The 26,390-nt window shown below is 70.7% G+C and carries 24 protein-coding genes; 12 read left to right on the forward strand and 12 right to left on the reverse strand.

Annotated features, from left to right (window positions below):
- Positions 1 to 6 precede the first annotated feature (6 nt).
- The 4 genes from yjfF to AB0E90_RS14400 all read right to left on the reverse strand — a co-directional run bounded on the left by yjfF (position 7) and on the right by AB0E90_RS14400 (position 4,689).
- Entirely contained in the window at positions 7 to 1,029 is a 1,023-nt protein-coding gene (yjfF, locus tag AB0E90_RS14385) for a galactofuranose ABC transporter, permease protein YjfF (protein ID WP_360404045.1), read from the reverse strand.
- Positions 1,030 to 1,114: 85 nt separating this feature from the next.
- Positions 1,115 to 2,137: an ABC transporter permease gene (locus tag AB0E90_RS14390; protein WP_360404048.1), complete on the reverse strand. Its 1,023-nt coding sequence runs from the start codon at positions 2,135 to 2,137 to the stop codon at positions 1,115 to 1,117.
- Positions 2,134 to 3,660 carry a sugar ABC transporter ATP-binding protein gene (locus tag AB0E90_RS14395; protein WP_360404051.1) on the reverse strand — a complete coding sequence of 509 codons (1,527 nt, stop codon included), beginning with the start codon at positions 3,658 to 3,660 and terminating at the stop codon, positions 2,134 to 2,136. Before AB0E90_RS14395 ends, AB0E90_RS14390 begins: the two co-directional genes overlap by 4 nt.
- Positions 3,661 to 3,729: 69 nt before the next feature.
- Positions 3,730 to 4,689, reverse strand: a complete 960-nt coding sequence (locus tag AB0E90_RS14400) for an ABC transporter substrate-binding protein (RefSeq protein WP_360404387.1) — start codon at positions 4,687 to 4,689, stop codon at positions 3,730 to 3,732.
- 906 nt (positions 4,690 to 5,595) lie between these two features.
- Here AB0E90_RS14400 and AB0E90_RS14405 point away from each other — a divergent pair.
- The 6 genes from AB0E90_RS14405 to AB0E90_RS14430 all read left to right on the forward strand — a co-directional run bounded on the left by AB0E90_RS14405 (position 5,596) and on the right by AB0E90_RS14430 (position 12,830).
- The gene (locus AB0E90_RS14405) at positions 5,596 to 6,600 is read left to right on the forward strand and encodes a LacI family DNA-binding transcriptional regulator (protein WP_360404054.1); all 1,005 of its coding nucleotides are present in this window, start codon (positions 5,596 to 5,598) and stop codon (positions 6,598 to 6,600) included.
- The gene (gene araB, locus AB0E90_RS14410; protein ID WP_360404057.1) at positions 6,597 to 8,210 is read left to right on the forward strand and encodes a ribulokinase; all 1,614 of its coding nucleotides are present in this window, start codon (positions 6,597 to 6,599) and stop codon (positions 8,208 to 8,210) included. Before AB0E90_RS14405 ends, araB begins: the two co-directional genes overlap by 4 nt.
- Positions 8,207 to 8,902: an L-ribulose-5-phosphate 4-epimerase AraD gene (gene araD / locus AB0E90_RS14415; protein WP_360404060.1), complete on the forward strand. Its 696-nt coding sequence runs from the start codon at positions 8,207 to 8,209 to the stop codon at positions 8,900 to 8,902. Before araB ends, araD begins: the two co-directional genes overlap by 4 nt.
- Entirely contained in the window at positions 8,899 to 10,407 is a 1,509-nt protein-coding gene (gene araA, locus AB0E90_RS14420; protein ID WP_360404063.1) for an L-arabinose isomerase, read from the forward strand. Before araD ends, araA begins: the two co-directional genes overlap by 4 nt.
- 69 nt (positions 10,408 to 10,476) lie before the next feature.
- Positions 10,477 to 11,466 carry a LacI family DNA-binding transcriptional regulator gene (locus AB0E90_RS14425; protein ID WP_360404390.1) on the forward strand — a complete coding sequence of 330 codons (990 nt, stop codon included), beginning with the start codon at positions 10,477 to 10,479 and terminating at the stop codon, positions 11,464 to 11,466.
- A gap of 353 nt (positions 11,467 to 11,819) precedes the next feature.
- Positions 11,820 to 12,830: a 5'-3' exonuclease H3TH domain-containing protein gene (locus AB0E90_RS14430; RefSeq protein ID WP_360404393.1), complete on the forward strand. Its 1,011-nt coding sequence runs from the start codon at positions 11,820 to 11,822 to the stop codon at positions 12,828 to 12,830.
- Positions 12,831 to 12,983: 153 nt separating this feature from the next.
- Here AB0E90_RS14430 and AB0E90_RS14435 read toward each other — a convergent pair whose 3' ends face one another.
- Positions 12,984 to 14,594 (reverse strand): hypothetical protein, encoded by a 1,611-nt coding sequence (locus AB0E90_RS14435; protein ID WP_360404066.1) that lies wholly within the window; start codon positions 14,592 to 14,594, stop codon positions 12,984 to 12,986.
- Positions 14,595 to 14,612: 18 nt separating this feature from the next.
- A complete protein-coding gene (locus AB0E90_RS14440) occupies positions 14,613 to 15,152 on the reverse strand; it encodes an NUDIX hydrolase (RefSeq protein ID WP_360404069.1) in 540 nt (179 codons plus the stop codon).
- Between the two features lie 85 nt (positions 15,153 to 15,237).
- Here AB0E90_RS14440 and AB0E90_RS14445 point away from each other — a divergent pair, with 85 nt between their 5' ends.
- Entirely contained in the window at positions 15,238 to 15,369 is a 132-nt protein-coding gene (locus AB0E90_RS14445; RefSeq protein ID WP_360404072.1) for a hypothetical protein, read from the forward strand.
- 65 nt (positions 15,370 to 15,434) lie between these two features.
- On the opposite strand, the gene AB0E90_RS14450 is transcribed toward AB0E90_RS14445, so the two are convergent.
- From AB0E90_RS14450 to AB0E90_RS14465, 4 genes are read right to left on the reverse strand one after another with little or no spacing between them, the layout of a single operon-like run.
- A complete protein-coding gene (locus AB0E90_RS14450; RefSeq protein WP_360404075.1) occupies positions 15,435 to 16,100 on the reverse strand; it encodes an HAD-IB family phosphatase in 666 nt (221 codons plus the stop codon).
- Positions 16,097 to 16,867 carry a carbon-nitrogen hydrolase family protein gene (locus AB0E90_RS14455; protein ID WP_360404396.1) on the reverse strand — a complete coding sequence of 257 codons (771 nt, stop codon included), beginning with the start codon at positions 16,865 to 16,867 and terminating at the stop codon, positions 16,097 to 16,099. The genes AB0E90_RS14450 and AB0E90_RS14455 overlap by 4 nt, the downstream gene beginning before the upstream one ends.
- On the reverse strand, positions 16,867 to 17,583 hold the full coding sequence (locus tag AB0E90_RS14460; RefSeq protein WP_360404078.1) for an MBL fold metallo-hydrolase: 717 nt from the start codon (positions 17,581 to 17,583) through the stop codon (positions 16,867 to 16,869). Before AB0E90_RS14460 ends, AB0E90_RS14455 begins: the two co-directional genes overlap by 1 nt.
- Before the next feature lie 50 nt (positions 17,584 to 17,633).
- Positions 17,634 to 19,241 carry a dynamin family protein gene (locus tag AB0E90_RS14465; RefSeq protein WP_360404081.1) on the reverse strand — a complete coding sequence of 536 codons (1,608 nt, stop codon included), beginning with the start codon at positions 19,239 to 19,241 and terminating at the stop codon, positions 17,634 to 17,636.
- A 193-nt stretch (positions 19,242 to 19,434) separates the two neighbouring features.
- On the opposite strand from AB0E90_RS14465, the gene AB0E90_RS14470 reads away from it, so the two are divergent.
- Positions 19,435 to 21,006: a diguanylate cyclase gene (locus AB0E90_RS14470; protein WP_360404084.1), complete on the forward strand. Its 1,572-nt coding sequence runs from the start codon at positions 19,435 to 19,437 to the stop codon at positions 21,004 to 21,006.
- On the opposite strand, the gene AB0E90_RS14475 is transcribed toward AB0E90_RS14470, so the two are convergent.
- On the reverse strand, positions 20,982 to 21,650 hold the full coding sequence (locus AB0E90_RS14475) for a response regulator transcription factor (protein WP_360404087.1): 669 nt from the start codon (positions 21,648 to 21,650) through the stop codon (positions 20,982 to 20,984). The genes AB0E90_RS14470 and AB0E90_RS14475 overlap by 25 nt on opposite strands.
- Positions 21,647 to 22,726, reverse strand: coding sequence for an ATP-binding protein (locus AB0E90_RS14480; RefSeq protein WP_360404090.1), 1,080 nt, complete (start codon positions 22,724 to 22,726; stop codon positions 21,647 to 21,649). The genes AB0E90_RS14475 and AB0E90_RS14480 overlap by 4 nt, the downstream gene beginning before the upstream one ends.
- An 88-nt stretch (positions 22,727 to 22,814) precedes the next feature.
- On the opposite strand from AB0E90_RS14480, the gene AB0E90_RS14485 reads away from it, so the two are divergent.
- Genes AB0E90_RS14485 through AB0E90_RS14500 form a run of 4 tightly spaced genes read left to right on the forward strand, consistent with a single transcriptional unit; the run spans position 22,815 to position 26,364 of the window.
- On the forward strand, positions 22,815 to 23,534 hold the full coding sequence (locus tag AB0E90_RS14485) for an ATP-binding cassette domain-containing protein (RefSeq protein WP_360404093.1): 720 nt from the start codon (positions 22,815 to 22,817) through the stop codon (positions 23,532 to 23,534).
- Positions 23,531 to 25,012 (forward strand): hypothetical protein, encoded by a 1,482-nt coding sequence (locus AB0E90_RS14490; protein ID WP_360404096.1) that lies wholly within the window; start codon positions 23,531 to 23,533, stop codon positions 25,010 to 25,012. Before AB0E90_RS14485 ends, AB0E90_RS14490 begins: the two co-directional genes overlap by 4 nt.
- Positions 25,009 to 25,758: an ABC transporter permease gene (locus AB0E90_RS14495; RefSeq protein ID WP_360404099.1), complete on the forward strand. Its 750-nt coding sequence runs from the start codon at positions 25,009 to 25,011 to the stop codon at positions 25,756 to 25,758. The genes AB0E90_RS14490 and AB0E90_RS14495 overlap by 4 nt, the downstream gene beginning before the upstream one ends.
- 12 nt (positions 25,759 to 25,770) lie before the next feature.
- Complete coding sequence (locus AB0E90_RS14500; protein ID WP_360404102.1) at positions 25,771 to 26,364, forward strand: TetR family transcriptional regulator; 594 nt, start codon at positions 25,771 to 25,773, stop codon at positions 26,362 to 26,364.
- The last annotated feature ends 26 nt before the right edge of the window (positions 26,365 to 26,390 follow it).

Genomic DNA, 26,390 nt, shown 5'->3' on the forward strand with positions numbered 1-26,390 from the left:
GCTGGGTCATCTCGCTCTTCGGGTGACCACTCGTTGCAGGACGATGAAGCCGAACAGCAGCAGGCCGATGATGATGCGGGTCCAGGCGGCGTTCAGGTCGCCCTGGAAGGTGATGATCGTCTGGATCAGGCCGTAGACGAGGACACCCAGCAGCGACCCGAAGACATAACCCGAACCGCCGGTCAGCAGTACGCCGCCGATGACGCACGCGGCGATCGCGTCCAGCTCCAGGCCCTGGCCCTGCAAGGCCCAGCCGGAGGTGGAGTTGATGCTGAACAGCACACCGCCCAGCGCCGCGCAGAAGCCGCTGAGGGTGTAGACCGCGATCTTCGTGCGGCCGACCGGCAGGCCCATCAGCAGTGCCGAGTCGGCGTTGCCGCCGACGGCGTAGACGTTGCGGCCGAACCGGGTCCAGGCCAGCACCGCGGCGGCGATCAGCACGACGACGACCGCGGTGACCGAGGTGACCTTGGTGACCACGCCGTCGGCTAGGACGATGCGGTACTCCGACAGCGACTTCCAGAGCTTGTCCCGGATCGGGATGGAGTTCTGGTTGATGAACAGCGCTATGCCGCGGGCGAGGAACAGCCCGGCCAGGGTGGCGATGAAGGGTTCCACCTTGAAGAAGTGGATCACCGCACCCATGCCGGCGCCGAGCAGCGAGCCGAGCAGCAGCACCAGCGGGAGCACCACGAGCGGGGGCCAGCCGGCCTGCAGCAACGTGGCGGTCAGGGTGGTGGTCATCGAGATGACCGCGCCGACCGAGAGGTCGATGCCGCCGGTGATGATCACGAAGGTCATGCCGACCGCGACGACCAGCAGCACGGCGTTGTCACGGAACAGGTTGACCACGACGCTGGGCTGGCCGAAGTTCTCGTAGTTCGCCACCCCGGTGAAGTACATGATCAGCAGCAGCGTGAGCGTCGCCAGGATCGGGATGTACTTCGTGTTCGGCCGGTAGACCCGCCGCCTGGGGTTGGCCGGCGAGTTGCTCTTGTTCGTCGCCGGAGTCATGTCGACGGTGGTCATGCTGAGCCCTCCTTTGGCATGCCCTTCTGGCCCTCGCCTGCGGCCTGGGCGGGCAGGTTGCGGGAGTGCCGCTCGGTGCAGGCGGTCATGCCGCCACCTCCGCTACAACGGCGGGACGAGAAGGCTTGAAGCGCCCGAAGACCTTCTGCCGGAACGTCGCGGACTGGGACAGGCACAGCGCCACCACGATGACCGCCTTGAACAGCAGGGTCGCCTTGCTCGGCACGCCGACCGCGACGACCGTGACCTGCAGGGTCTGGATCAGGATCGCGCCGATGACGGTGCCGGCGATGGAGAACCGGCCGCCGATCAGAGCGGTCCCGCCGATCACCACCGCGAGGATGGCGTCCAGCTCGATCAGGTTGCCGGCCGAGATGCTGTCCGCGCTCTTGATGTTGGCGCTGTAGATCAGGCCGGCGAGACCGGCGAAGCCGCCGGACACGACGTACACCATGACGGTGATCCGTTTGGCCCGGATGCCGGCCAGCCGGCTGGCGGTCGGGCTTCCGCCGACCGACTCGAGCAGCAGGCCCAGGGCGGTACGCCGGGTGAGCAGCACGGTCAGCACCACCGCGGCGGTGGCGATCAGAAACGCGATCGGCACCGCCAGGAAGTGGCCGGTGGCCATCGCCGCGTACGGGCTGGACTGCACGTTGATGATCTGGCCGTCGGTGACCAGCTGGGCCACACCGCGCCCGGCCACCATCAGGATCAGCGTCGCGATGATCGGTTGGATGCCGACCGCCGCGACCAGCGTGCCGTTCCAGAGGCCGAGGGCGAGCGATGCCACGATCGCGACGGCGATGATCAGCAGCACCGATCCGAGGCTGCCCTGGTTGTCGAGCTTGCTGATCAGCAGGCAGGCCACGGCGCCGGAGATGGCCATCACCGCGCCGACCGACAGGTCGATGCCGCCGGTCGCGATGACCAGCGTCATGCCGAGCGCGACGAGCAGCAACGGGGCGCTGCCGCGGAGGATGTCGGGCAGCACGCCGAACAGGTGGCCGTCGCGGACGGTGATGAACTGGTTGGCCGTGAACATGTTGACGACCAGCAGGGCCACCAGGATGAGGGCGGGCCAGAACAGGCGGTTCTTCAGGATGGTCATGGGTTCGCTCCGCTGGCGATGGTCTGCATGATGCGGTCGGCGTCGACGCCCTCGGTGTTCTCCAGCTCCTCGACCAGCCGGCGGTCCCGGAGCACCTCGATCTTGTGGCTGAGCCGGAGGACCTCCTCGAGCTCGGCGCTGACGAACAGCACCGCCACCCCGCCGTCGGACAGCTCGGCGACCAGTTTCTGGATCTCCGCCTTGGCGCCGACGTCGATGCCCCGGGTCGGCTCGTCGATGATCAGCAGCCGCGGCTCGGTGATCAGCCAGCGGGCGAGCAGCACCTTCTGCTGGTTGCCGCCGGAGAGGTTGCGCACCTGGCGTTCCGGGTCGGCCGGCCGGATCTGCAGCGCCTTGATGTATTTGTCGACCAGCTCGTCCTGCTTGCGGCGCGGGATCGGCCTGGTCCAGCCGCGCGAGGCCTGCAGCGCGAGGATGATGTTCTCCCGCACGGTGAGCTCGCCGAGGATGCCCTCGGTGCGGCGGTTCTCCGAGGAGAACGCGATGCCGTGCTTCATGGCGGCCTGCGGGCTGCGCAGCGTCACGGCCTTGCCGTCGATCTTCAGCTCACCGCTGTCGGCGCGGTCCGCGCCGAACAACAACCGAGCCAATTCGGTACGCCCGGAGCCCAGCAGCCCGGCCAGCCCGACCACCTCGCCGGCGTTGATGGTGAGGTCGAAGGGCGCGATGGCCCCGACCCGGCCGAGCCCGGTCGCCTGCAGGATCGGCGCGGCCTCGGCGGTCCGGGTGCGCGTGCGCTGTGCCTTCTCCTCGAGGTCATCGAGGACGGCCAGCTCCTTGCCGATCATCTTCTCGACCAGCTGGACCTGCGGCAGCTCGGCCGTCTTGTATTCGCCGATCAGCTTGCCGTTGCGCAGCACGGTCAGCCGGTCGGAGATCTCGTAGACCTGGTCGAGGAAGTGCGAGACGAACAGGATCGCCACGCCCTCGTCCCGGAGCCGGCGCACGATCTTGAACAGCTGCTCCACCTCGGAGGCGTCCAGGCTGGAGGTCGGCTCGTCCAGGATGAGCACGCGTGCGGAGACGTCCACCGCGCGCGCGATCGCCACCATCTGCTGGATCGCCAGGGAGTACGAGTCGAGCGTGGCCGACACGTCGATGTTCAGGTCGAGCCGGGTGAGCAGCTCGGCCGCGCGCTTGCGCATCAGGCCCCACTGGATGCGCCCGAACTTGCGCGGCTCGCGGCCGATGAAGATGTTCTCCGCGACCGTCAGGTTGGTGCAGAGGTTGACCTCTTGGTAGACGGTGCTGACACCGGCCTTCTGCGACTGCAGCGGGCCGGTGAACTGCACCGGTGAACCGCCGAGCCGGATCTCGCCGCCGTCGATGGCATACACACCGGTGAGCACCTTGATCAAGGTGGACTTCCCGGCGCCGTTCTCGCCCATCAGAGCGTGGACCTCGCCCGGGAAGAGCCGGAAGTCGACGCCGTCGAGCGCGACGACGCCGGGAAAGACTTTACGGATCCCGGTCATCTCGAGAACCGGGGAGGGCTCGCCCATACGTGCTCCGTTTCGTGCCCGCAGGCCGGTCCCGGGCAGCAACCCGGGACCGGCCTGTTCAGGTAAAGATCAGTACTGGCGGTTCGGGAGCTCGGTCTTGGCCTGCTCCTGGGTGAAGGTCGTCTCCTTGGTGAGGATCCGCTTCTCCGGGCTGCCGCCGGACTTGACCTGCTTGACGACGTCCATCAGCTGCGGGCCGAGGAGCGGGCTGCACTCCACGATGTAGTTGATCTTGCCCTCGGACAGGGCGGTCATGCCGTCCTTGACGGCGTCGACCGTGATGATCTTGATGTCGGTGCCGGGCTTCTTGCCGGCCGCCTCGATCGCCTCGATGGCGCCGAGACCCATGTCGTCGTTGTGCGCGTAGAGCACGTCGATCTTCGGCGTCGACTGAAGGAAGGTCTCCATCACAGTCTTGCCCTGAGCGCGCGTGAAGTCACCGGTCTGGGACTTGATCACCTTCAGGTTCGGGTCCGCGACGATCGTGTCGGCGAAGCCCTTCTGCCGGTCGATGGCCGGGGCCGCGCCCGTCGTGCCCTGCAGCTCGACGATGTTGACCGGGCCGGTCTTGCCCTTGTACTGGTCGACCAGCCACTGGCCGGCCTTCTTGCCTTCCTCGATGAAGTCCGAGCCGAGGAAGGTCACGTAGAGCGAGGTGTCCTGCGAGTCGACGGCGCGGTCGGTCAGGATCACCGGGATGCCGGCGTCCTTGGCCTCCTTGAGCACCGCGTCCCAGCCGGAGGTGACCACCGGGGAGAACGCGATCACGTCGACCTTCTGGGTGATGAAGGACCGGATCGCGGTGATCTGGTTCTCCTGCTTGCCCTGGGCGTCGGCGAACTTCAGCTCGATGCCCGCCGCCTTCGCCGAGTCCTGGATGGACTTGGTGTTGGCGGTGCGCCATCCGCTTTCCGCGCCGACCTGCGAGAAGCCGAGAACGATCTTCTTGTCGCCCGACCCCGAACCACTGGAGTCGTCCTTGCTGCCACAACCGGCCAGAGCCGAACCGAGCAGCACGACACCGACCATCGCGACTGACAGTCTCTTGAGCACTACTTCCTCCTTCAGGCGACCTACAGCCGCCGCGCGGGTTGTGAACGTTAACAGGGAGAGGTGACCCGCGCGAGCGTCAGCTTCAAATAGGGGAACTGCCGTGGTGGAGATCCGTCCTCCACCACCATGAGCAACCCGGGGCTCCACGACACCACCGGTACTTCGTTTCGCGAGTGTTACCGTTCTCAACAGGCGAGTCAAGAGGTGATCGCTCTTTGTTACCGGAAGATTGCATCAATGCCTGCGAGCAGGCACTGTCCGATCCGTCCGCCTCTTCCATCGATGAACTGTTCGCGCTCACAGCCTGGACCAGCCACTTCGCTCGGTGAGCCGGTCAACGGTCACCGTAGGCCGCATCGCCGAAGATCGATAAGTGCCGCATGCGATCCGTTGCCGATCCGATACGGACGGATGAGGTTGATCGATCGCTTCCGCCCAGGTCCGGAGCAGTGCCTACTCCACAGATCGACATCCGTCAACCTCTTGAGATCGTTAACAGAGTTGACCGTGACTGAAGCGCCAAGATCATCGGCAGGAAACCCTGGTGATACATGCCTGACATCGCCGCCAAGTGGACCAAACCGGCCACGAACGAGGTTTTCGCACGTCAGCACGAGCGCCCGTGAATGTCACGAACAGATAACGGGGCCGGGACGAGGCCTTGACAGCGGAAGGACACGACAAGCATGTTTGCGTTCACAATTCTTGCCAAAGCCCCAGGAACCTTCGCGCGATCATGACGCTCGCTCATGACGCGGCCTTATGTCGAAAGGGACCGCCCATGAAGGCCCGTCCGCGCCGGGTACGACGAGACGAGCCGGGGCGCGCCGGCCGGGCCCGCACATGAGCGCCGGTTTCCCGCCACCGCACCGCGGACCGGTGATGTCGGACGTCGCCGCCCGGGCCGGTGTCTCGCACCAGACCGTCTCGCGGGTGCTCAACGGGCACCCGCACGTGTCGGCAACCACGCGCACGCGGGTGCTCGCGGCTATCGCCGAGCTCGGCTACCGGCGCAACCTGTCGGCCCGGGTGCTGGCCACCGGCCGGTCCAACGTGATCGGGGTGGTCGCCCAGAACACCACGCTCTACGGACCGTCCAGCATGGTCCAGGCGATCGGCGAGGCCGCCCTCGGCGCCGATCTCTCGCTGACCGTCGGGCACGTGGCCGGCTACGACGCCACCGCCGCCTCCCGCCGCATCGTGGAACGGCTGGTCCAGCAGGGCGCGGCCGGTCTCGTCTTCATCGCTCCGGTCGACGCCGCTGCCGAGGCCATGCGCCTGGTCCCCGACGGTCTGCCGATCGTCACCGTGGACGGCCTGCCCGAGTGGCAGACCGCGAACGTGTCGGTCGACCAGTACACCGGTGGCCTGCTCGCCACCCGGCACCTGCTGGCCGCCGGCCACCGCACGGTCTGGCACGTGGCCGGGCCGGAGCAGTGGCACGGCAGCCGGGCCCGCGAGGACGGCTGGCGGGCCGCCCTGGCCGAGGCGGGCGCGGCCGCCCCGCCGATGGCCCGGGCCGGCTGGTCGGCGGCCTCCGGTTATCAGTGCGGGCGGATGCTGGCCCGGATACCGGACTGCACCGCCGTCTTCGCGGCGAACGACCACGTGGCGCTGGGCATCATGCGGGCCCTCGCCGAACAGGGCCGCCGGATCCCGGACGACGTCAGCATCATCGGCTTCGACGACGTGCCCGAGGCCGGTTACTTCCACCCGGCGCTCACCACGATCCGGCAGGAGTTCGGCGACATCGGCCGCCAGGCGCTGCGGCTGCTCCTCGACCAGCTCGCCACCGGCGTCCGCTCCGCCGAGTCCGCCCTGGTCGAGCCGGAACTCATTCCCCGCGACACCGTCGCTTCGCCGGAACGGAAGGAACAAGCAGCATGACTCTCGTTATCGGGGTCGACTTCGGGACGCTGTCGGGGCGTGCCGTCGTGGTCCGGGTGAGTGACGGCGCTGAGCTCGGGTCGGCGGTCCACGCGTACACACATGGGGTTGTCGACCGGCACCTGCCGGGCCGGACCGATCAGCTGTTGCCGCCGGATTGGGCACTGCAGGTGCCGCAGGATTACCTCGACGTGCTGCGCCACGCGGTGCCGGAGGCGCTGCGGGCGGCCGGCGCCGATCCGGCCGACGTCATCGGGCTCGCCACCGACTTCACCGCCTGCACCGTGCTGCCGACGCTCGAGGACGGCACGCCGCTGTGCGAGCTTGAAACCTTCAAAGACCGGCCGCACGCGTACATCAAGCTCTGGAAGCACCACGCGGCCCAGCCGCAGGCGGACCGGATCACCGAGGTCGCCGCGAAGCGCGGCGAGGGCTGGCTGCGGCGGTACGGCGGTCTGATCAGCTCGGAGTGGGAGTTCGCCAAGGCGTTGCAGGTGCTCGAGGAGGACCCGGAGGTCTGGGCGGCCACGCGCTACTGGGTGGAGGCGGCCGACTGGATCGTCTGGCGGATGACCGGCACCTACCTGCGCAACGCCTGCACGGCCGGTTACAAGGGACAGTTCGTGGACGGCTCCTATCCGTCCGAGTCCTACCTGGCCGAGCTGAACCCGGCGTTCGCGGACTTCCCGGCGACCCGGCTCGACGCGCCGATCGGGCAGCTCGGCCAGTCGGCCGGGACCCTGACCGCCGAGGCCGCCGAGTGGATGGGCCTGCCCACCGGGGTGGTCGTCGCGGTCGGCAACGTCGACGCGCACGTGTCGGCGCCCGCCGCTCAGGCCGTCGCACCCGGACAGCTCGTCGCGATCATGGGAACGTCGACCTGTCACGTGATGAGCTCCGACGTGCTGCGCGAGGTGCCCGGCATGTGCGGGGTGGTCGAGGGCGGCATCGTCCCGGGCCTCTGGGGTTACGAGGCCGGGCAGTCCGGGGTCGGCGACATCTTCGGCTGGTTCGTGGAGAACTCCACGCTCGGGCACGAGGAGCTCAGCGAGCGGGCCGCGCGGCAGCCGGTGGGCGCGCACGGCCTGATCGCCCTCGACTGGCACTCCGGCAACCGCTCCCCGCTCGTCGACCACGAGCTGTCCGGGGTGATCGTCGGGCAGACCCTGGCGACGCAGCCCGAGGATCAGTACCGGGCGCTGATCGAGGCGACCGCCTACGGCACGCGGCTGATCATCGAGACGTTCCGGGAGTCCGGCGTCGAGGTCAACGAGCTCATCGTGACCGGCGGGCTGCAGAAGAACCCGCTCGTCATGCAGATCTACGCCGACGTGACCCGGATGCCGATCAGCCTGCTCGACTCCGACCAGGGGCCGGCGCTGGGCTCGGCGCTGCACGCCGCGGTGGCCGCGGGCGCTTATCCCGACATCCGAGCCGCGGCGGCGGCGATGGGCCGGGTGGTGCACGGCGCCTGGACGCCCATTTCGTCTAATTCAGACCGCTACGACGCTCTCTACGCCGAATACCGAACCCTGGTCGACTACTTCGGACGCCACGGCAACGACGTGATGCGCCGCTTGCGCAAGATCCGCCGGGAGGCACTGCGATGAGAGATCTCCTGCTCGAGGTCCTGGAGGCCAACAAGCGCATCGCCTCGGCCGGCCTGGCCACGCTCACCTGGGGCAACGTCAGCGGCGTCGACCGCGGCGCCGGGGTCTACGTGATCAAGCCGTCCGGCGTCGCCTACGACCGGCTGACCGAGGAAGACCTGGTCACCGTGGAGATCGAGTCGGGCCAGGTGGTCGGCGGCCGCCTGAAGCCCTCGGTGGACAGCGAGACCCACCGCCTGCTCTACCAAGCCTTCCCGGGCATCGGCGGGATCACCCACACGCACTCCACGCACGCGGTCGCGTTCGCCCAGGCCCGGCGGAACATCCCGGTCCTCGGCACCACGCACGCCGACAACTTCGACGGCCCGATCCCGGTCACCCGCGATCTGACGCCGGCCGAGTGCGAGCGGGACTACGAGCGCAACACCGGCCTGGCCATCCTCGACGCGCTCGACGGCGACGCCTCCTCGGTGCCCGCGGTGCTCGCCGCCAGCCACGGACCGTTCACCTGGGGCGCGACCGCCACCAAGTCCCTGGAGACCGCGATCGTCTGCGAAGAGGTCGCCCGGATGGCGATCCACACGCTGGCGCTCAACCCGGCCGCCGAGCCGCCCGAGCATCTGATCCGCCGGCACTACACGCGCAAGCACGGTCCCGACAGCTACTACGGCAACTTCTCGGAAGCAGGATGAGCATGAACCCATTCGACGGCCGCGAGATCTGGTTCCTCACCGGAAGCCAGGGCCTGTACGGCGAGGACACCCTCGCTCAGGTGGCCGCCCAGTCGCAGCAGGTGGTCGCGCAGCTCGACGGCTCCCCGGCGATCCCGGTGCCGATCGCGTGGCGTCCCGTGCTGACCGACGCCGCCGGGATCAAGGCCGTGATGATCGCCGCCAACGCCGACGACCGCTGCATCGGGGTGATCGCGTGGATGCACACGTTCTCCCCCGCCAAGATGTGGATCAGCGGGCTGGAGGCGCTGCGCAAGCCGTTGCTGCACCTGCACACCCAGGCGCACCGGGAGCTGCCGTGGGGCACCATCGACATGGACTTCATGAACCTGAACCAGGCCGCGCACGGCGACCGCGAGTTCGGTTACGTGCAGACCCGGCTCGGGGTGGTGCGCACGACCGTGGCCGGGCACGCCTCCGAGCCGCGGACGGCAGAACGGGTGGGGTCGTGGGCGCGGGCGGCGATCGCCGTGGCGACCATGCGCAACCTGCGGCTGGCCCGCTTCGGCGACAACATGCGGGACGTGGCCGTCACCGAGGGCGACAAGGTCGAGGCCGAGCGGCATTTCGGGACGTCCGTCAACACGTACGGCGTCAATGATCTTGTTGCCGTCGTTGATGCCGTCTCCGAGAAGGCCATCGATGATCTCGTCGAGGAGTATTACGACAGCTACGACGTCGCCGACGTCCTGAAGGACGAACGACGGGACTCGCTGAGGTACGGCGCGCGCATCGAGGCCGGGCTGCGGCAGTTCCTGACCGACGGCGGATTCGGCGCCTTCACCACCAACTTCGAGGATCTCGGCGGCCTGCGCCAGCTGCCCGGGCTCGCCGTCCAGCGGCTGATGGCCGACGGTTACGGCTTCGGCGGCGAGGGCGACTGGAAGACGTCGATGCTGCTCGCCACGCTCAAGGCGGCGGCGCAGGGGCTGCCCGGCGGCACCAGTTTCATGGAGGACTACACCTACCACCTGGGCCCCGGTCCGCAGCGCATCCTCGGCGCGCACATGCTCGAGGTCTGCCCGTCGATCGCCGGCCAGAAGCCGCGGCTGGAGATCCACCCGCTCGGCATCGGCGGCCGCGAGGACCCCGTACGGCTGAAATTCTCCGCCGCGCCGGGCCCGGGGGTCGTCGTCGGAATCTGTGACATGGGTGACCGTTTCCGACTGGTCGGAAACGTCATCGAAGTGGTCGAGCCGGACGCCGAGCTGACCGCCCTGCCGGTGGCCTGTGCCGTCTGGGAGCCGCAGCCCGATCTGGCCACCAGCGCCGAATGCTGGCTGATGGCGGGCGGTCCGCACCACACCGTGCTGTCGACCGCCCTGGATGCCGAGACCGTCGACCAGTTCGCCGACCTGACCCGCACGGAATTGATTTTGATCGATGAATCGAGCACCCCGCGCGAAGTTCGCCGCGAGCTGAAGTGGAACGCCGCGTATCAGCTGCTGGCGGGCGGACTTCGGTGAGGAGATATCCTGCCCGCAAAAGGCGGATGCGGGGTGTCGGTGAGTGTGAAGCGGGGACGGCCGCCGGGGATGATGGACGTCGCCCGGCTGGCGGGGGTGTCACATCAGACCGTCTCGCGGGTGCTCAACGAGCACAAGAACGTGAGCGAGCAGACCCGGCTCAAGGTGCGGGCGGCGATTGCGGAGCTGGGCTACCGGCCCGACCGGGCGGCACGTGCCCTGGTCACCGGCACCTCGCAGGTCATCGGCGTGGTCACGCAGAACAGCTCGCTCTACGGGCCGGCGTCGATGCTGACCGCTTTCGAGGAGGCCGCGCAGGCGACCGGCTTCGCGGTGAACGTGGGCAGTGTCCGCAGCCTGGACGAGCGCTCGATCACCGAGGCGGTGGAACGGCACCTGGACCAGCGGGTGGCGGGCCTGGTGGTGATCGCGCCGGTCGCCTCGGCCGGCGCCGCGCTGCAGCACCTGCACGCCGACGTCCCGCTCGTCACGATCGACGGCGACCCCGAGCGCTCGAGCACCCTGGTCACGGTCGACCAGGTGGCCGGCGCCCGGGCCGCCACCCGGCACCTGCTGGAAGCCGGCCACGAGACGGTCTGGCACATCTCCGGCCCGAGCGACTGGTTCGACGCGGCCGGCCGGATCCGCGGCTGGGAAGCCGCATTGCAGGAGGCCGGGGTCGAGATCCCGCCGCTGCTGACCGGCGACTGGAGCGCGGGCTCCGGCTACCGCAACGGCCAGCTGCTGGCCCGCCTGCCCGACGTGACGGCGGTCTTCACGGCCAACGACCACATCGCGCTGGGCCTGCTGCGCGCGCTCAACGAGCACGGCCGCCGGGTCCCCGGCGACGTGAGCATCGTCGGCTTCGACGACGTGCCCGAGGCGGCCTATTTCACGCCGCCGCTGACCACCGTGCGTCCCGACTTCGCCGCGGTGGCCACCGCCACCCTCGAGCTGCTCATGAACCAGATCGAGTCCGGCACGTCGGAGCTCGGCGCCCGCCGCACCATCGCCCCGGCGCTGGTGGAGCGAGCCAGCGTGGCGCCACCCGCGGCCTGACTTCGCCGCTTCGCATTGATCATGCTCGATGCATTGTGCCGAAATTATCGGATAAGAAAGTTCGTAGTGTCCTCGTCTTGACACTGCCCTTGTGATCGTTAACATTGCCGGAAACGAGTTTGAAACCGCCGGGCAACTTCACCGTTTGTGAACGTGAACATCCTTCCCCCTGGGGATTTCACGGTTCGGCACTCGTTCGTCGCCGGTCCGGCAGCCGGCACCCGACGCCACGCCGACGGTCCACAGCGGCCGGCGCGAGGCGGCCGGCGCCGGACCGCACAGAGACGCCCGCCGGGGCCATCAGGGGAGTGATGGTCCCGGCGGGTTCTGGGCGTAATCTTCGTCGGGTGCCGATGCTTCTGGTTCTCGACGGGAACAGCCTGTTGCATCGTGCGTACCATGCCGGCGCCTTCGAGGGCATGACCGCGCCCGACGGCTCACCGATCTGGGCGCTGCGCGGCCTCGTCGGTTACCTCGCCCGAGCCGCCGCCCACGTGCAGCCGGACGCGGTGATCGTCGGCTTCGACTGTCCGGAGTCGTCGGCCCGCCGCACCCGGTTCCCCGCTTACAAGGCGCACCGCCCCGACAAGCCGGCCGACCTGACCGCCCAGCTGCAGGCCGCACCCACCCTGCTGACCGACGCCGGGGTGTGCACGGTGGTGCCACCCGCCTACGAGGCCGACGACGTGCTGGCCAGCGGGGCCGCCCTGGCCCGCGCGGCCGGCTGGGAGTCGGTGCTGATGACCAGCGACCGCGACGCGTTCGCCCTGATCGACGCGACCACGTCGGTCCTGCGCATCCGCAACGGCGGCTTCGACGAAGCGGTCCTGATCGACGAGGCCGGCCTGCCCGCGCTCTACGGCGTCGTCCCCCGGCAATACCGCGATTTCGCCGCGCTGCGCGGCGACCCATCCGACAACCTTCCGGGTGTACGCCGTTTCGGCGCCACCACCGCAAAAAAACTGCTGACCGCGTTCGGCACGGTCGAGGCCGCCTGGGACGCCTCGGCCGAGGACCTGCGCGCGGCGGTGGGCGACCAGGCCGCTACCCACTTCACCGCCGACGCGGCCCGCGAGACGGTCGCCCGCAACCGCGATCTGATGAGCATGCGGCACGACCTGGAGCTGCCCTCACTGGCCGGCGCCCGGCTCCCCCTCCACTACCTGACGATGCGGCAGGCCCTGCGAGCCCGGGGCATCAACCTCGGCCCGTCGTTGTGGGCGCTGGTGGGCGGCGCTCCCCCACCCCCGGCCGCCGCCGGCGAACCGCCCCCCGACGAAATGCCGGAACTTCGTCCCTGGGTCTTCCGAGGCGGCATGACCGCCCGCCGAGACCCCACCCCCGGCCAGCTGGCCCTGTTCTGACGCCCCCAGCTGCAGGGGCGGCCCCAACTACAAGAACACAAGAAAACAGGGCCCTCACAACCCGCGATGGAACGCCCGACTTCCAGGAAACTGAGTCGATCATGGTCCTGGAAGCTCTCCGCGGCCATTCCTCTCGCGGGCTTGGGTGACCGCTCAGTAGCTGATCAGCCGGAGTGCGGCCACCAGGAGCACCGCCGTCGCGAGCAGTGCCACCGCGATCCGGTATTTCCGCAGGCCGCGCCACCACGGCATCGCCCACAAGGCCAGCCACAACACGAAGAACACGACGGTGTGCTGGGCCGCCATCCGCAGCACCGCCTCCTCGCACCCGTTGTCGGCGAGGACGGCCCGGCAGATGCCCGGCGACCCGTCACCGGACTCCGCCACCAGGAACGTGAGTATCCCGGTGGCCGGCGGCCCGACCAGGATCGTGAAGACCGGCGTGAGCAACCACCACCAGAAGTCCTGCCGCCGATCGAACCCTTCGATGACCGGTTCGTCATCGAAATCGGCCTCATCGAGCTCCTCGGCCTCGGGCACATCCGGGTAATCACCGGCAAGCGGATAGTCCTCACCCTTGGCAAACTCACCAAGGTCAACGCCACGGCCGGTCGGGGCATGCGCAAAGTCGGCGCTGCGCTCGAGCAGCTCGTCACGCTCCTCGACAACGACGACCCCGTCCGACTCGCCGCCGTCGGCAACCACGGTCGCCGAGCTCCCGCCGGCCTCAACGCCCGTCGCCCCGATCCCGTCAAGATCAACCGCAACCGCGCTGTGGCCTTCCTCCTCAGACGCGACCGGCGCCGCAGCATCCGCCTCTACCGAACCGAGTTCCACTGCTTCGAGCCGCCCCGAACCCGCCAGGCCCGGCTCCGCAACGCCTGTCTCCAACGCACTCGGCGCCACGTCAGGCTCACCTGCGTCCGACTCCACCACGTCCGATTCCGCAGCCGCAGATCCCACCGCGCTCGGCTGCGCCACGCCCGGCCCCGCCACATCGGATTCGGCCACGCCCCGCTCCGCCGCGTCGGGTTGTCCTGCGTCCACCGCCGCTACGCCCGGCTCCGCCACGCCCGACACCACTGTGCTCGGCTCCGCCGCTTCGGACCCCGACACGATCGGCTCCGCCAAGACCGAACCCATCGCGCCCTGCCTGGCCACGCCCGAATCCACCGCGCCCGGCTCTGCGACGTCGCGCAGTTCTCCGTCTCGCTCCGCGGCGTCCGATTCCGCCGCGATCGGCTCCGCCACGTTCGGCTCCACCGCGCCGGACTCTGCGACGTCGGGCAGTCCTTCGTCCCGCTCCGCCACGTCAGATTCCGCCGCGATCGGCTCCGCCACGTTCGGCTCCACCGCGCCGGACTCTGCGACGTCGGGCAGTCCTTCGTCCCGCTCCGCCACGTCAGATTCCGCCGCGATCGGCTCCGCCACGTTCGGCTCCACCGCGCTGGACTCCGCGACCTCGGACAGCCTTGCGTCCCGCTCTGCCACGTCAGATTCCGCCGCGATCGGCTCCGCCGCGCTGGGCTCCGCCGCGCTGGGCTCTGCGGCGTCGGGCAGTCCTGCGGGCGGCTCCGGCTCGCCGGGCTCCGGTGCGATCGGCTCTGCCGCTTCTGGTTTTGCCTTGCTGGGAGCTGCTGCGGCCGACTTCGGGGTGGCTGGTTCCGCGGCGGTGTCGGGCTCCGGAGTGGGAGCGGGGGCCGTGGAGGTCGCCTGCGGGGTGGACGGGTCGCCGCCGGCTTTGCTGATCTTGTCCCCGGTCATGACGGAGGACCCTAGCTGTTAGGCAGCTGTGTGTGCAGCCCCCAGCCGGTAAAGGGTCAGGGCGGCCAGCGACGGAGCGTCCACGATGCTGCCCGAGCGGATCATCGCGGTGATCTCCCGGTCGGAGACACGGCGGTGGATCATGTCCTGTTCGCCGGCCTCGCGTTCGGGTGGGCCTTCCGTCAGCTCGTCGGCCAGGTAGACGTCGAAGCCCTGCGTCGAGAAGCCGTATGCCTCGTAAAGGTGCCCGAGGTGGGTCATCGACTCGGCTCGCAGGCCGGTCTCCTCGGCCAGTTCCTGCCGGGCGAGGGCGACCTGGTCGCCGGCCGCGCCGCTCCCCCAGCTTCCCTGCGGGAACTCCCAGGCGCGGCGCCCCACCGGGTAGCGGAACTGCTCCACCATCCAGAAGCCGTCCGTCCATCGGGGCAGGACCAGCGCGAAGTCCGGCTTCTCCACCACGCCGAAGATTCCGGGGCTGCCGTCCGGACGCCGGATCTCGTCCTCCCGTACGGTCATCCACGGATTCCGGTAGACGATGCGACTGCTCAGCCGTTCCATCGAGCGATAGTCACACCCGCCCGCAACATCTGTGCCGGGATCGCGATTCGCTGCAATATCCGCGAATGATCAAGAGCACCGATCCGTGATCGGTTCGGAGCCGGGCGGACCGGCCGGGCAGCGGCAACCGGGCAGCAGCGGCGGCCGGGCGGGCAGCGGCGGCGGCCGGGCGGGCAGCGGCGGCGACTACGACGATCCGGCCAAGCAGTGCCGATGATCCAGCTGAGCGGTGCCGATGCCTTTACGGCGAGCTGTTCAGCGGCGCATCAAGTTCCACTCGGCCTATGCGTGCCGAGGTGGAGAGACGGCCCGCAACCATGCGTCGAGCAGGGGCAGGATCGCCCGCAGGTCGGTGGCGTCGATCGACGTGTGGGCCGCCGCGCGGGCGGCGGGTGTCGCGTTGAGGGCGATGGCGTATCCGACCGCGCCGAACAGCGGCACATCGGAACGGCCGTCGCCGACCGCCGCGCAGTGCGCCACATCGACGCCCAGCTCGTCGGCCACGGCCCGGGCGAAGTCGCGTTTGCCGCCCTCGTCGAACTGCTCGGCGACCTTGCCGCTGAATCGGCCGTCGATCACCTCGAGGCGCGGACCGCTCGCCCGGTCGAAGCCGAAGCGGCGGCACAGGTCCGCGCCGACGATGTCCCAGGCGAGCGTGGCCAGCACCGGTGTCAGGTCATGGGCGTGGCACCACCGCAGGGTTTCGGCGATGCCGTCGATCAGCGGCAGCGACGTGAGGAACCCGTGCACGTCGGCGGGGGTCCATGAAGCCCAGCCGCGGGCGTCGAGCACGGCGGCCTCCGCGCTGGTCAGGGTGCCGGCGCCGTAGCCGTCCTCGGCCCGCTGGACCACGTCGGCGTGGCCGAGGAAGCCAGCCAGGTGCCGGCCGCTGCTGGTGTGCGGGACCAGCGTCCCGTCGACGTCGAAGAAGATCGCTCCCCGGGTCACGGGCGTCCCTGGTACTGCGCGGCGATCACGTCCCGGCGGCGCTGTCCGAGGTACCAACCGGAGGTCTCGGACGGGTCGATGCGGTGGCGGAGCACGCCGGGGCGGCCGGGTGGGAGTTCGGCCAGGACCTCGCCGCGCGGAGAGACGAGCATCGTCGGGCAGTGCTGGTCGGGGTGGGCGATGTTGGCGGCCGCCAGGAAGCGCTGATTCTCCGCCGCCCGGCTGATCAGGTGGCTGCGCCAGACGCCCGCCGGTTCGCGGGTGTTGGCCGCGTTGGTGAGGTAGGCGAACAGTTGGGCCCCGCGGTCGGCCAGCGACTGCCACTGTTCCGGGAAGCGGATCTCCCGGCACAGCTGGACGCCGACGGCGAGGCCGCCGGCGTCGAGGACCGGCAGTTCGTCGCCGGCCAGCAGGGGACCGCGCTCGTTCATCGCCAGGTTGATCTTGCGGTAGACCTGCCGGTCGCCGGCGGGCGACAGGTAGAGCCCGGCGTTGCACCAGCCGTCGCCGGCCGGGAACAGCGACCCGCAGAACACGTGGGCCTGGTGGCGCACGGCCAGGGCGCCGACCTCGTCGACGGCCTTGGCGAGCGCCGCCCGGTCGATCGCGGCCAGCGGCGTCAGGTCCTCGTCGTAGCCGGACAGCATTCCCTCGGGCAGGACGACCACATCGGACGGCTGCGCCTCGGCAAGGACGCCGGCCACGGTACGAAGGTTGGCGTCGACGTCCCACGAGACCGGAACCTGGGCGAGCAGTATGGAGATCATCAAGACGGCATGGTAGCGGCCAGCGCCTTCAACTCCCGGGCGGCGCCGGCGGTCAGCGGCTCGCCGTGCCCGGGCAGGATGGCCTTGATATCGAGGCCGGCCAGCTTGCGGACCGAGGCGGCCGCCTTGTCCACGTCGGCGGTGAACTCGGGGTCGGAGCCCTGCAGGCCGCCGCTGGTGCGCAGCGCGTCGCCGGCCACCAGGATGCCGGTCGTCGGCTCGAAGACCGAGATGTGCCCGAGCGTGTGGCCGGGGGTCTCGACGATCCGCATGCCGAAGACCTCGTCGCCCTCGACCAGCGGCTTCAGCGGTTTCTCCGAGATGATCGACGCGAGATCGCCGGCCCCGGCGTAGATGGCGGCGCCGGTCACCTTGGGGGCGATCTCGGTCAGGCCGCCGACGTGGTCCTGGTGCAGGTGGGTGAGGATCACGTGCTTGACCGCGCCCCAGCCGGCCCCGGCTCCTTCAAGACCGGCCTCGATGGCCGCCGCCGAGCCGGGCATGCCTAGATCCACGATGGCCACCTCGCCGCCACGGACGAGAAGATAGGCCGCCACGACCGACATGCTGACCCGCCGCCAGTCACCGGCGACCGCGCCGCTGGCCGCCGGAACGGGAGTTTCCGGGGGCGCGGAGGGGACGGACGAGGAACAGCTGTCGAGCACCGCGATGCCGAGAACGCCGGCGCCGCCGGTGAACAGGAGTCTGCGTCTCATGCCCGCCGATTATCCGCCGCGACCCGGCCGGGCGCTGCCCGCCCCGGCATTCAGGCGTTACTGCGGTGATACCGGGACAGGTCGGCGAGGGCCTGATTCAGCAGCGCCCGGGAACCTTCGGCTTCTCCGGGAAGCGAGGGGGCATCAAGGAGGGCGAGCCGATCGCGCCGGGCTTCGAGCAGGAAGGGCACGGTCTCCGCCACGTACTGCCGCGCCGCCCCGGCCCGCCGCCGCAGCTCACTCTCGAAGGCGGCCTTGGCCTGAGTGGTCGCCGCCTCCAGCCAAGTAGACCGGTTCTCCTCGGCGGTGCGCCACCAACCGGCGCAGGCGCTCACCGCGATCGCGGTCGACACCGCCGGCGACCCGGTCAGCACCGACACCACCAGCGCCGAGCCGGTGACCAGGCCGGTGACGGTGGGCAGCAGGTCGAGCGCGCGGGGTCGGGAGGCGTCGGGGGCGCGCAGCCGCAACTCGGTGTCCGGTGCGGACGGCAGCAGCACGCCGTCGCGCAGGCCGTCGCGCAGCGCGTCCAGGATGCGTGCCTGGCAGTCGTCGAGCGCGTCCACCCCGGCGGCGGTCAGCGCCGCGATGACGTGGGCGGGCGGAAGGGCGGCGCTGAGTTCGCCGGCCGCCGCCGCGTAGCGCGACGTCGCCGACTGCCGGGCCTGGTCGAAGCGGGCGCCGAGCACACCGCCGGCGTCGAGCAGCGTGCCGAGCACGGCGAGGTCGGCGTCGATCCGCGCGGCCGGCCCGGTGACCTGGTCGAGGTGGGTGAGCAGGGATCGGGCGACGGCCGCGGCGGTCCGGGCCTGGTTGGCGGTGCGCAGCCGGGCGGCCCCGGCGCCGGCGTCGTAGAGGAGGCGGTCCATGAGCTGGCGTACGCCGGCCGACTCGGTGAGCCGGATCGCCGCGCTGTGCGGCGTGCCAGGTCGTTCGGCCCGCTCGGCCAGGTGCGCCGACACGGTGTGCACGGCCGCGCGGGCCAGTTCGGGCCGGTCGCCGAGGCGGCGGCGGGTCTCGGCGACGGCCCGGCCGTGGGCGGGTGTCTCGCTCTTGTTCATCGCGACCGCCACGGTCTGCACCCGGCGGACGGCCTCGACGAGGAGCTCCACCGCGGAGAGCGGGATCGGCCGGGTGGCGTCGCAGACGTACAGCAACGCATCGGCCTGTCGCAGCGCGGCGAGGGTGGTCGGGGTGGGCGCGCCGGGCGTGTCGACCAGGACGAGCTCGCGCAGCACCGGCACGTCGAGCCGCACCTCGGCGCCGACGACCGGCGCGGTGATCTCGCCGAGCGCCACGTGCGCGGACAGCTCGCCCAGGTCGGCGGGCAGCCGTCGCGGGGTGCCGGCGTCGGCGGGATCGGCGAGCAGGATGGTGGCGGAGTCGGCCGCGCCGTACCGGAACTCGATCCAGCAGCCGGTCGCCGGCGGGCTGAGGCCCGGCCGGCCGAGCAGGCTGTTGATCAGGCTGGATTTGCCGGCGCCGGGTTCCCCGGCGACCACGACGCGGAGCCGGCGCATCGTGATGCCGGCGCCGATCGGGCCGGGCAACTGGGCAGCGAGGTCGTCGCGGCCGAGCGCGATGGCCTCGGCGCGGACGGTGGAGATGAGTTCGGGAAGTCCGGTGCCGGGATCGGAAACGAAACCGGAATCAGACACTCATGAAGCTTTTCCAAACTGGAGCGAGCCCACATCCGCCGGACGGACAGCAAAGGATCCCGAACAGCGGTTGGCAGTGCGGCGAGCATTGCCATCGCCCGGTGGGAGCGCAACCATTACCACCTGGTAGCGAGAAGGAGAAATCCGGTGACGAAAATCCTTCGGCCGGGCCGTACGAAGCCGATGGACTTGCGTGTCCGATAGCGCGGCCCGTTCCGCAGAGCTCGACCGACTCGAGGACTGGACCGGCCTCGATTCCCGCGGCCGGGCGGCTCGTGCTGCCGAGCTGGAGCTCGCCGCGGCCACCGCCGGTGACGATCGTGCCGAGATGCGCGCCCGGCTGATCCAGGCCGACGTCGCCGAGCGCAGCGGCGAGCTGAAGACCGCCGTGGCCGTGATGTGGCAGGTCAACGAGTGGGCGCACCGCCATCAGCACCGTTACCTGATCGCCCGCAGTCACCTGATGCTCGGCCGCACCTACCGCAACATGGGTGACGTGGCGGCGCTGCTCGAGCATGCGGTCGCCGCCGTCGAGCACCTGGACGACTCGGTGCCGCCGCGCCGCCGCCTGCCGTACGTGGTGAAGTACGCGGACGCGCTCACCGAGACCGGCTCGATCGCCGAGGCCCGCGAACGTTACCGGCAGGCAGCCGAGCTGGCGCGGCACAGCACGGACGTGCGCGACGAGATCCTGGTCCTCAACAACCACGCGTACGCCGAATATCTGTCCGGTGAGCCGGAGCGCGCCTGGGAGCTGATCGAGCGGATGCGCGCGGCCGCCGCCGCGCGGGAGCACCGCCTCGACCCGAACGACCTCGACACCGTGGCCAGCGTCCAGATCGCCCTGGGCCGGTACGCCGAGGCGGAGCAGACGATTCTCGACGCGATCGCCGCGTACCCGGAAGGTCACCAGGAGGCCGACTCGCTTCCGGAGTTCCTGCTGACGCTGGCGGAGACCCGGCGCCTGCGGGGCGACGCGGCCGCGGCCCGCGACACCCTGGCCGAGTGCCGCACGCTCTGCGAGACGCACGGGCACGGCGAGATCCTGGCCCGGGTCTTCGAGGAGCAGGCCGAGCTGTACGCGGCGGCCGGCGACTTCCAGAAGGCGTACGAGGAGTACAAGCTTTTCCACGCCGCCGAGAAGAAGGTGCTCGACGAGCAGCGGGAGGCGCAGGCCCGCACCCGGCAGGCGTTGTTCGAGGTCAACGAGGCCCGGCAGGAGACGGAGCGGTTCCGCGAGCAGGCCCGCCGTGACCCGCTGACCGGGCTGCGCAACCGCCGTTACGTCGACGAGCACCTGCCGGTCCTGATCGGGCAGGCGCAGGGCGGCGGGGCGCCGATGTGGGCGGCGGTGCTCGACCTCGACCACTTCAAGCAGATCAACGACCGCTGCTCGCACGAGATCGGCGACCAGGTCCTGGTCATGGTGGCGGCGCTGCTGTCCGACGCGGTGGCCGGCCTCGGCGAGCAGGCGGCGTTCGCGGCCCGGCTCGGCGGCGAGGAGTTCCTGCTGGTCCTGAGCGGGCACGGGCACGCCGAGGCGCTGTCGGTGCTGGAGAAGCTGCGCCGGCGGGTGGCCGATCACCCATGGCGGCAGGCGGTCGGCGATCTGCCGGTCACGGTCAGCATCGGGGCGGCGGCGGTGGTCGCGGACAGCAACCAGTCGACGCTGCTGGCCCGGGCCGACGCCCAGCTCTACGCGGCGAAGCGGGCCGGCCGCAACCGGGTGCGGACCGCCGGTCAGCCGGCCGGCGCGATCCGGTAACCGACGCCCGGCGTGGTGGTGATGACCGCCGGTTCGCCGAGCTTGCGGCGCAGCCGGCCGATGGTGACGGTGACCGTGTTGGTGAACGGGTCGGCGTTCTCGTCCCACACCTGCTCGAGGAGATCTTCGCTGCTCAGGAACGCCGGCGCGGCCCGCATCAGGGCCTCGAGCACGGCGAACTCCTTGACCGACAGGTGCAGCGGCACGCCGGAGCGGGAGGCGCTGCGGGTGATCGGGTCGAGTTCGAGGCCGGCGGCGCGCAGGGTGCGGCCCCGGGCGGACGGCCGGCGGCGGGCCAGGGCCTGGATGCGCAGCACCAGCTCCGGGAAGTGGAACGGTTTGGCGAGGTAGTCGTCGGCGCCCAGGGTGAGGCCACGCACCCGGTCGTCGGCCGAGCCCGCCGCGGTGAGCATGAGGACCATCGCCCGGTCACCGTCCCGGTCGGTGATCATCTGACAGATCGTGTCGCCGTGCAGACCGGGCAGATCACGATCAAGGACGACGACGTCGTACGCGTTGAGATCGATCTTCGCCGCGGCGCTGAGGCCGTCATGCGCGAGGTCGACCGCCATGCCCTGGTCGCGCAGGCCCTCCGCGACCACCTCGGCGAGCGCACGGGCGTCCTCCACCACCAGGACCCTCATGCCGGCAGCCCCACGTCGACCCGCAGGCCGCCCTCGTCGCGGGCGGCCAGTGCCAGCGAGCCGCCGTGCGCGGCGGTCACCGCGGCGACGATCGACAGGCCGAGCCCGGTGCCGGCGCCGGTGCGGTCGGCGCCGATCCGCTGGAACGGCCGGCCGAGCCGGCTGACCTGCGCCGGGTCGAGGACCGGGCCGCTCGACTCGACGGTCAGCCGGGCCTGGCCCCCGTCGGCCCAGACCCGGGCGCGCAGCCAGCCGCCGGGAACGTTGTGCCGGACGGCGTTGTCGATCAGGTTCCCGGCCAGCCGGGCGAGCAGCACCGGGTTTCCCCTGGTCACCACGTCGGCCTCGAGTTCGGCGTACACCTGCAGGGAAGTTGGCGAAGCCCGCAGGGCTTGTTGGGTCAGCACCGTGAGTGACACCGCTGAGCGATCGTCCAACGCTCCGTGTTGAGCCCGGGCCAGCACGAGGAGCCCTTCGAGGAGGGTGTCGGCGTCGTCGAGCTGCGCGCGGACCCGGGTGGCCAGCTGGACGGTCGACTCCGCGATCGGGGCGGGCTTGGCCACCGCCACGTCGAGTGACGCGCGGATCGTGGCCAGCGGTGTGCGCAGCTCGTGCGAGGCGTCGGCGACGAACCGGCGCTGGGCCGCGAACGACTCCTCGAGGCGGCCGAGCAGCTCGTCGATCGTGTCGGCGAGCGCCTTCACCTCGTCGGCCGGGCCGCCGACGGCGAGACGTTCGTGCAGGTTGTCGGCCGAGATCCGGCGGGTGGCCGAGGTGAGCCGGCGCAGCGGGCGCAGCACCCGGCCCGCCGCCACCCGACCCAGGACCAGCGCGATCAGGAACATGACGACCAGCGCGGTCACGACCCCGGCGATCACTCGCCGGGTGTTGGCGGCGTCGGCGTCGGCGAGCTGCTGTTGCAGCCGCGCGATCTGCTCGGCCGGCGACTCCTGGCCACCCTGATGCACCGAGACCGTGTTGCCGACGCTGAACGCCGCGACGATGGCGAGCAGACCGATGCCGGAGAGCAGGAACAAGCCCCCGTACAGGAGGGTGAAACGCAGCCGGACGCCCATGCCGACCAGCATGCCCGGTCGGGCCTAACAGCGAAATGACGGCCGTCGTCGCGCCCCGGTTACCCGCCGGCCCGTAGAAATCGGCGCCATGACAGCAACCATCGAAGTCAACGGATTGCACAAGCGGTACGGCGCGGCGGTCGCCCTGGACGGCATGACGTTCACGGCGCCGGCGGGCACGGTGACCGGGTTCGTCGGGCCGAACGGCGCCGGCAAGTCGACCACGATGCGGGTGATCCTCGGCCTGGACCGCGCCGAATCCGGCTCCGCCCTGGTCGGCGGACAGAAATATCCTGATCTGGCCCGCCCGCTCACCCACCTCGGCGCGCTCATCGACGCGAACGCCCTGCACCCCGGCCGGTCCGGCCGCAACCACCTGCGCTGGCTCGCGGTCTCCCAGGGCCTCGACACCGCCCGGGTCGACGAGGTCCTCGAGATGACCGGGATGGCAGCGGCCGGCCGGCGGCGCGCGGGTGGCTACTCGCTCGGCATGCGGCAGCGTCTGGGCATCTCTCAGTCCCTGCTCGGCGACCCGCCCGCGCTGATGCTCGACGAGCCGTTCAACGGCCTCGACCCGGAAGGCATCGTCTGGATGCGCACGCTGCTGCGCGACCTCGCCGCCGAGGGCCGCACGGTGCTGGTCTCCAGCCACCTGATGGCCGAGTTGCAGGACATCGCCGGGCATGTCGTGTTCGTCGGCCAGGGCCGGGTCCTCACGGCCGCGTCGAAGGACGAGCTGACCACCCGCTACGGCTCCCTCGAAGCGGCCTACCTCGAGCTCACCCGCGGCGAAGGAGCCCTGCGATGATCGCGATGCTCCGGGCCGAGTGGCTCAAGCTGCGCACCGTCACGGGCTGGCTCGGCGGCCTCGTCGGCGCCGCCGTGGTGATCGTCGGGCTCGGCCTGCTGGCCGCCACCGGCATCACCACGTCCTGCATGACCGCGGTCTGCCCGGCCCCGCCCACCGGCCCCGACGGCATGGTCGTCGACGACCACTTCTCCTTCGTGCACCAGCCGCTCGCCGGCGACGGCACGCTCACCGCGCACGTCGCGAACTTCACCGGCATCATCACCTATCCCCCGCCCAACCACGACGAGCTCGTCGAGGGCCTGGTCCCCTGGGCCAAGGCCGGCCTCATGATCAAGGACGGCACCAAACCCGGCGCGGCGTACGCGTCGGTCCTGCTCACCGGCGCGCACGGCACCCGCATGCAAGACAACTTCACCGAGGACCACGCCGGCCCGGCCGACGCACGCTTCCTGCGCATCTCCCGCTCCGGCAACACCATTCGGGGGTACGCCTCGGTGGACGGCGCCCAATGGTCCGAAATCCGCGCGGTCACGATCCCCGGGCTGCCGGCGACCGTCCAGATCGGCCTGTTCGTCGCCTCGCCGTCGGACGTCACCGCCACGGCCGGCGCCCACGGCGGGAGCATCGTGCAGGCCCGCTTCACCCAGGCCAAGGCCGTCTTCGACCAGGTCTCCACGGCCGGCGCCTGGAAGTTCGACAACGTCGGCGACGACGGGGTCCAGACCGACTGGGAGAAGTACCACCAGGCCGCGGGTTACACCACCGACGGCGGCCGGCTGACCGTCTCCGGCTCCGGCGACATCGCCCCGGCCGGCCAGGAAGCCGGGCCGAGCATCACGTTCGCCCTCGCCGGCGTGTTCGTCGCGCTGCTCGTGGTGATCATCGTCGCGGTCCTGTTCATGACCGCCGAATACCGGCACGGCCTGCTGCGTACCACCCTGACGGCCATGCCCCACCGCCGCCGCCTGCTGACCGCCAAGGCCGCGGTGATCGCCGGCGTGGTCTTCGTGGCCGGCCTCGCCGCGACCGCCGTCACCCTCCCGGTGGCGGCCCACCTGATCCGGGCCCGCGGGAACTTCCTCGTTCCGTCCACCACCGGCACCAGCATCCGCATCGTCGTGGGCTGCGCGGCACTGCTGTCGCTGACGGCCGTCCTGGCGTACGCGATCGGCGCTCTTCTTCGCCGCGGCGTGCCCGCCGTGGCCCTCGCCGTCCTGGCCGTGCTGGTCCCCTACCTGCTCGCCACGACATCGCTGCTGCCCACCGGCCCCGCCGTCTGGCTGCTGCGGCTGACTCCCGCGGCCGCGTTCGCCGTGCAGCAGGCCCTGCCCTCGTATCCGCAGGTGGCCAAGCCCTACTCGCCGTCCGGCGGCTACTACCCGCTCCCGGCATGGGCCGGGCTGCTGGTCCTGGCCGCCTGGGCCGGCGGGCTGCTCCTACTCGCCGTGCTCCGCACCCGGCGGGCCGACGCGTGATTCTCCGCCCTGAAATTCTCCGCGCCGAAGTTCTCCGCGCTGAATGGACCAAGATCCGGACGCTCCGGTCCTGGCTGGTCTTTCCGCTGCTCACGATCGTGGTGACGGTGGGGGTGTCGGTGACGGCGTCGTCCTTCGGCGGCGCCGACCCGGTGCACGTCAGCCTGCTCGGCGTCGAGATCGGCCAGGCGGTCGTGGCGGCGTGGGCGGTGCAGTTGCTGGCCGACGAGTTCGGCACCGGACTGATCCGCGCCACGTTCATCGCGCTCCCCCGCCGCCTGCTGGTCGTGGCGGCCAAGGCCGCGCTGCTGCTGTCCGGCGTCCTCGGCACGGCGCTGGTGTCGGTGACGGCGTCGGTGCTGGCCGGCCGGGCCCTGATCGACGACTACCCGGCGCTGACCGACGGCCCGGTCCTGCGCGCGGCCGGCGGCGCGGTGCTCTACCTGATGGCGATCGCCCTGCTCGGCCTCGGGGTGGCCGCCCTGCTCCGCAGCGCCGTCGCCTCGACCGGCGTGGTCCTCGGCCTGCTCTACCTGACGCCCATGATCATCGACTTCCTCATCGACCCCGACTGGAAGCGCAACGTGTTCAAAGTGATGCCCGGGACGGCCGGCCTGACCGTGCTGTCCACGGTGGACCTGGCAACACTTCCGATCCAACCGCTGGCCGGCCTCGGGGTGGCCGTGGCCTGGGCATTCGTCACGCTGGGAGTCGGTGCGACGGTAATCTGTGCACGGGATGTGTAACCTTTCAGGCCCATGGCAGCCACGTCGTCCTATCGCGAGTCCAATCGCGCCCGCCTCCGGCAGGCGCTGATCCGGGCCGCACGCGACCTGACCGTCCAGCACGGCTGGGAGGGCGTGCGCATGGTCGACGTGGCCAAGGCCGTCGGGGTGAGCCGCCAGACCGTCTACAACGAGTTCGACGGCCGGGCGGGCCTGGCCGAGGCCCTGGCGGTGAGCGAGGTCCGCCTGTTCGCCCAGCGGGTGCGAGGCGAACTCTTCGAGCACGGCCCCGACGTCCGCGCGGCCGGCTACGCCGCGATCGTGCTGACATTGCACGAGGCCGCCCGCAACCCACTGGTCCGGGCCATCCTGACCAGCACCCGCGGTGGCGCCGACGAGCTGCTGCCCTACCTGACGACCCGCTCCGAGATAGTCCTGATCGAGGCCGGCGGGGTGCTGCGCGAGTGGGCCGCCTGCCACTTGCCCGACGCCCCGCCGGACCTGGTCACCTTGGCGATCGACGCCGCGATCCGCCTGACGGTGAGCCACATCATGCTGCCCCGCGCCACCCCCGAGGCCACCGCAACGGCCCTGGCCGAAGTCTTCGTCCGCCTGCTCCGCGCGTAACGCCGCTCGGACACCCCGGCCCTCGG

Source organism: Actinoplanes sp. NPDC026619 (assembly GCF_040638295.1).
Lineage (GTDB): Bacteria > Actinomycetota > Actinomycetes > Mycobacteriales > Micromonosporaceae > Actinoplanes.

What these genes read in the sequence shown, in the direction of transcription:
- yjfF (WP_360404045.1), bottom strand. Translation starts at nt 1,029, where the DNA reads ATGACCACCGTCGACATGACTCCGGCGACGAACAAGAGCAACTCGCCG.
- AB0E90_RS14390 (WP_360404048.1), bottom strand. Translation starts at nt 2,137, where the DNA reads ATGACCATCCTGAAGAACCGCCTGTTCTGGCCCGCCCTCATCCTGGTG.
- AB0E90_RS14395 (WP_360404051.1), bottom strand. Translation starts at nt 3,660, where the DNA reads ATGGGCGAGCCCTCCCCGGTTCTCGAGATGACCGGGATCCGTAAAGTC.
- AB0E90_RS14400 (WP_360404387.1), bottom strand. Translation starts at nt 4,689, where the DNA reads ATGGTCGGTGTCGTGCTGCTCGGTTCGGCTCTGGCCGGTTGTGGCAGC.
- AB0E90_RS14405 (WP_360404054.1), top strand. Translation starts at nt 5,596, where the DNA reads ATGTCGGACGTCGCCGCCCGGGCCGGTGTCTCGCACCAGACCGTCTCG.
- araB (WP_360404057.1), top strand. Translation starts at nt 6,597, where the DNA reads ATGACTCTCGTTATCGGGGTCGACTTCGGGACGCTGTCGGGGCGTGCC.
- araD (WP_360404060.1), top strand. Translation starts at nt 8,207, where the DNA reads ATGAGAGATCTCCTGCTCGAGGTCCTGGAGGCCAACAAGCGCATCGCC.
- araA (WP_360404063.1), top strand. Translation starts at nt 8,899, where the DNA reads ATGAGCATGAACCCATTCGACGGCCGCGAGATCTGGTTCCTCACCGGA.
- AB0E90_RS14425 (WP_360404390.1), top strand. Translation starts at nt 10,477, where the DNA reads ATGATGGACGTCGCCCGGCTGGCGGGGGTGTCACATCAGACCGTCTCG.
- AB0E90_RS14430 (WP_360404393.1), top strand. Translation starts at nt 11,820, where the DNA reads ATGCTTCTGGTTCTCGACGGGAACAGCCTGTTGCATCGTGCGTACCAT.
- AB0E90_RS14435 (WP_360404066.1), bottom strand. Translation starts at nt 14,594, where the DNA reads ATGACCGGGGACAAGATCAGCAAAGCCGGCGGCGACCCGTCCACCCCG.
- AB0E90_RS14440 (WP_360404069.1), bottom strand. Translation starts at nt 15,152, where the DNA reads ATGGAACGGCTGAGCAGTCGCATCGTCTACCGGAATCCGTGGATGACC.
- AB0E90_RS14455 (WP_360404396.1), bottom strand. Translation starts at nt 16,867, where the DNA reads ATGATCTCCATACTGCTCGCCCAGGTTCCGGTCTCGTGGGACGTCGAC.
- AB0E90_RS14460 (WP_360404078.1), bottom strand. Translation starts at nt 17,583, where the DNA reads ATGAGACGCAGACTCCTGTTCACCGGCGGCGCCGGCGTTCTCGGCATC.
- AB0E90_RS14475 (WP_360404087.1), bottom strand. Translation starts at nt 21,650, where the DNA reads ATGAGGGTCCTGGTGGTGGAGGACGCCCGTGCGCTCGCCGAGGTGGTC.
- AB0E90_RS14480 (WP_360404090.1), bottom strand. Translation starts at nt 22,726, where the DNA reads ATGGGCGTCCGGCTGCGTTTCACCCTCCTGTACGGGGGCTTGTTCCTG.
- AB0E90_RS14485 (WP_360404093.1), top strand. Translation starts at nt 22,815, where the DNA reads ATGACAGCAACCATCGAAGTCAACGGATTGCACAAGCGGTACGGCGCG.
- AB0E90_RS14490 (WP_360404096.1), top strand. Translation starts at nt 23,531, where the DNA reads ATGATCGCGATGCTCCGGGCCGAGTGGCTCAAGCTGCGCACCGTCACG.
- AB0E90_RS14500 (WP_360404102.1), top strand. Translation starts at nt 25,771, where the DNA reads ATGGCAGCCACGTCGTCCTATCGCGAGTCCAATCGCGCCCGCCTCCGG.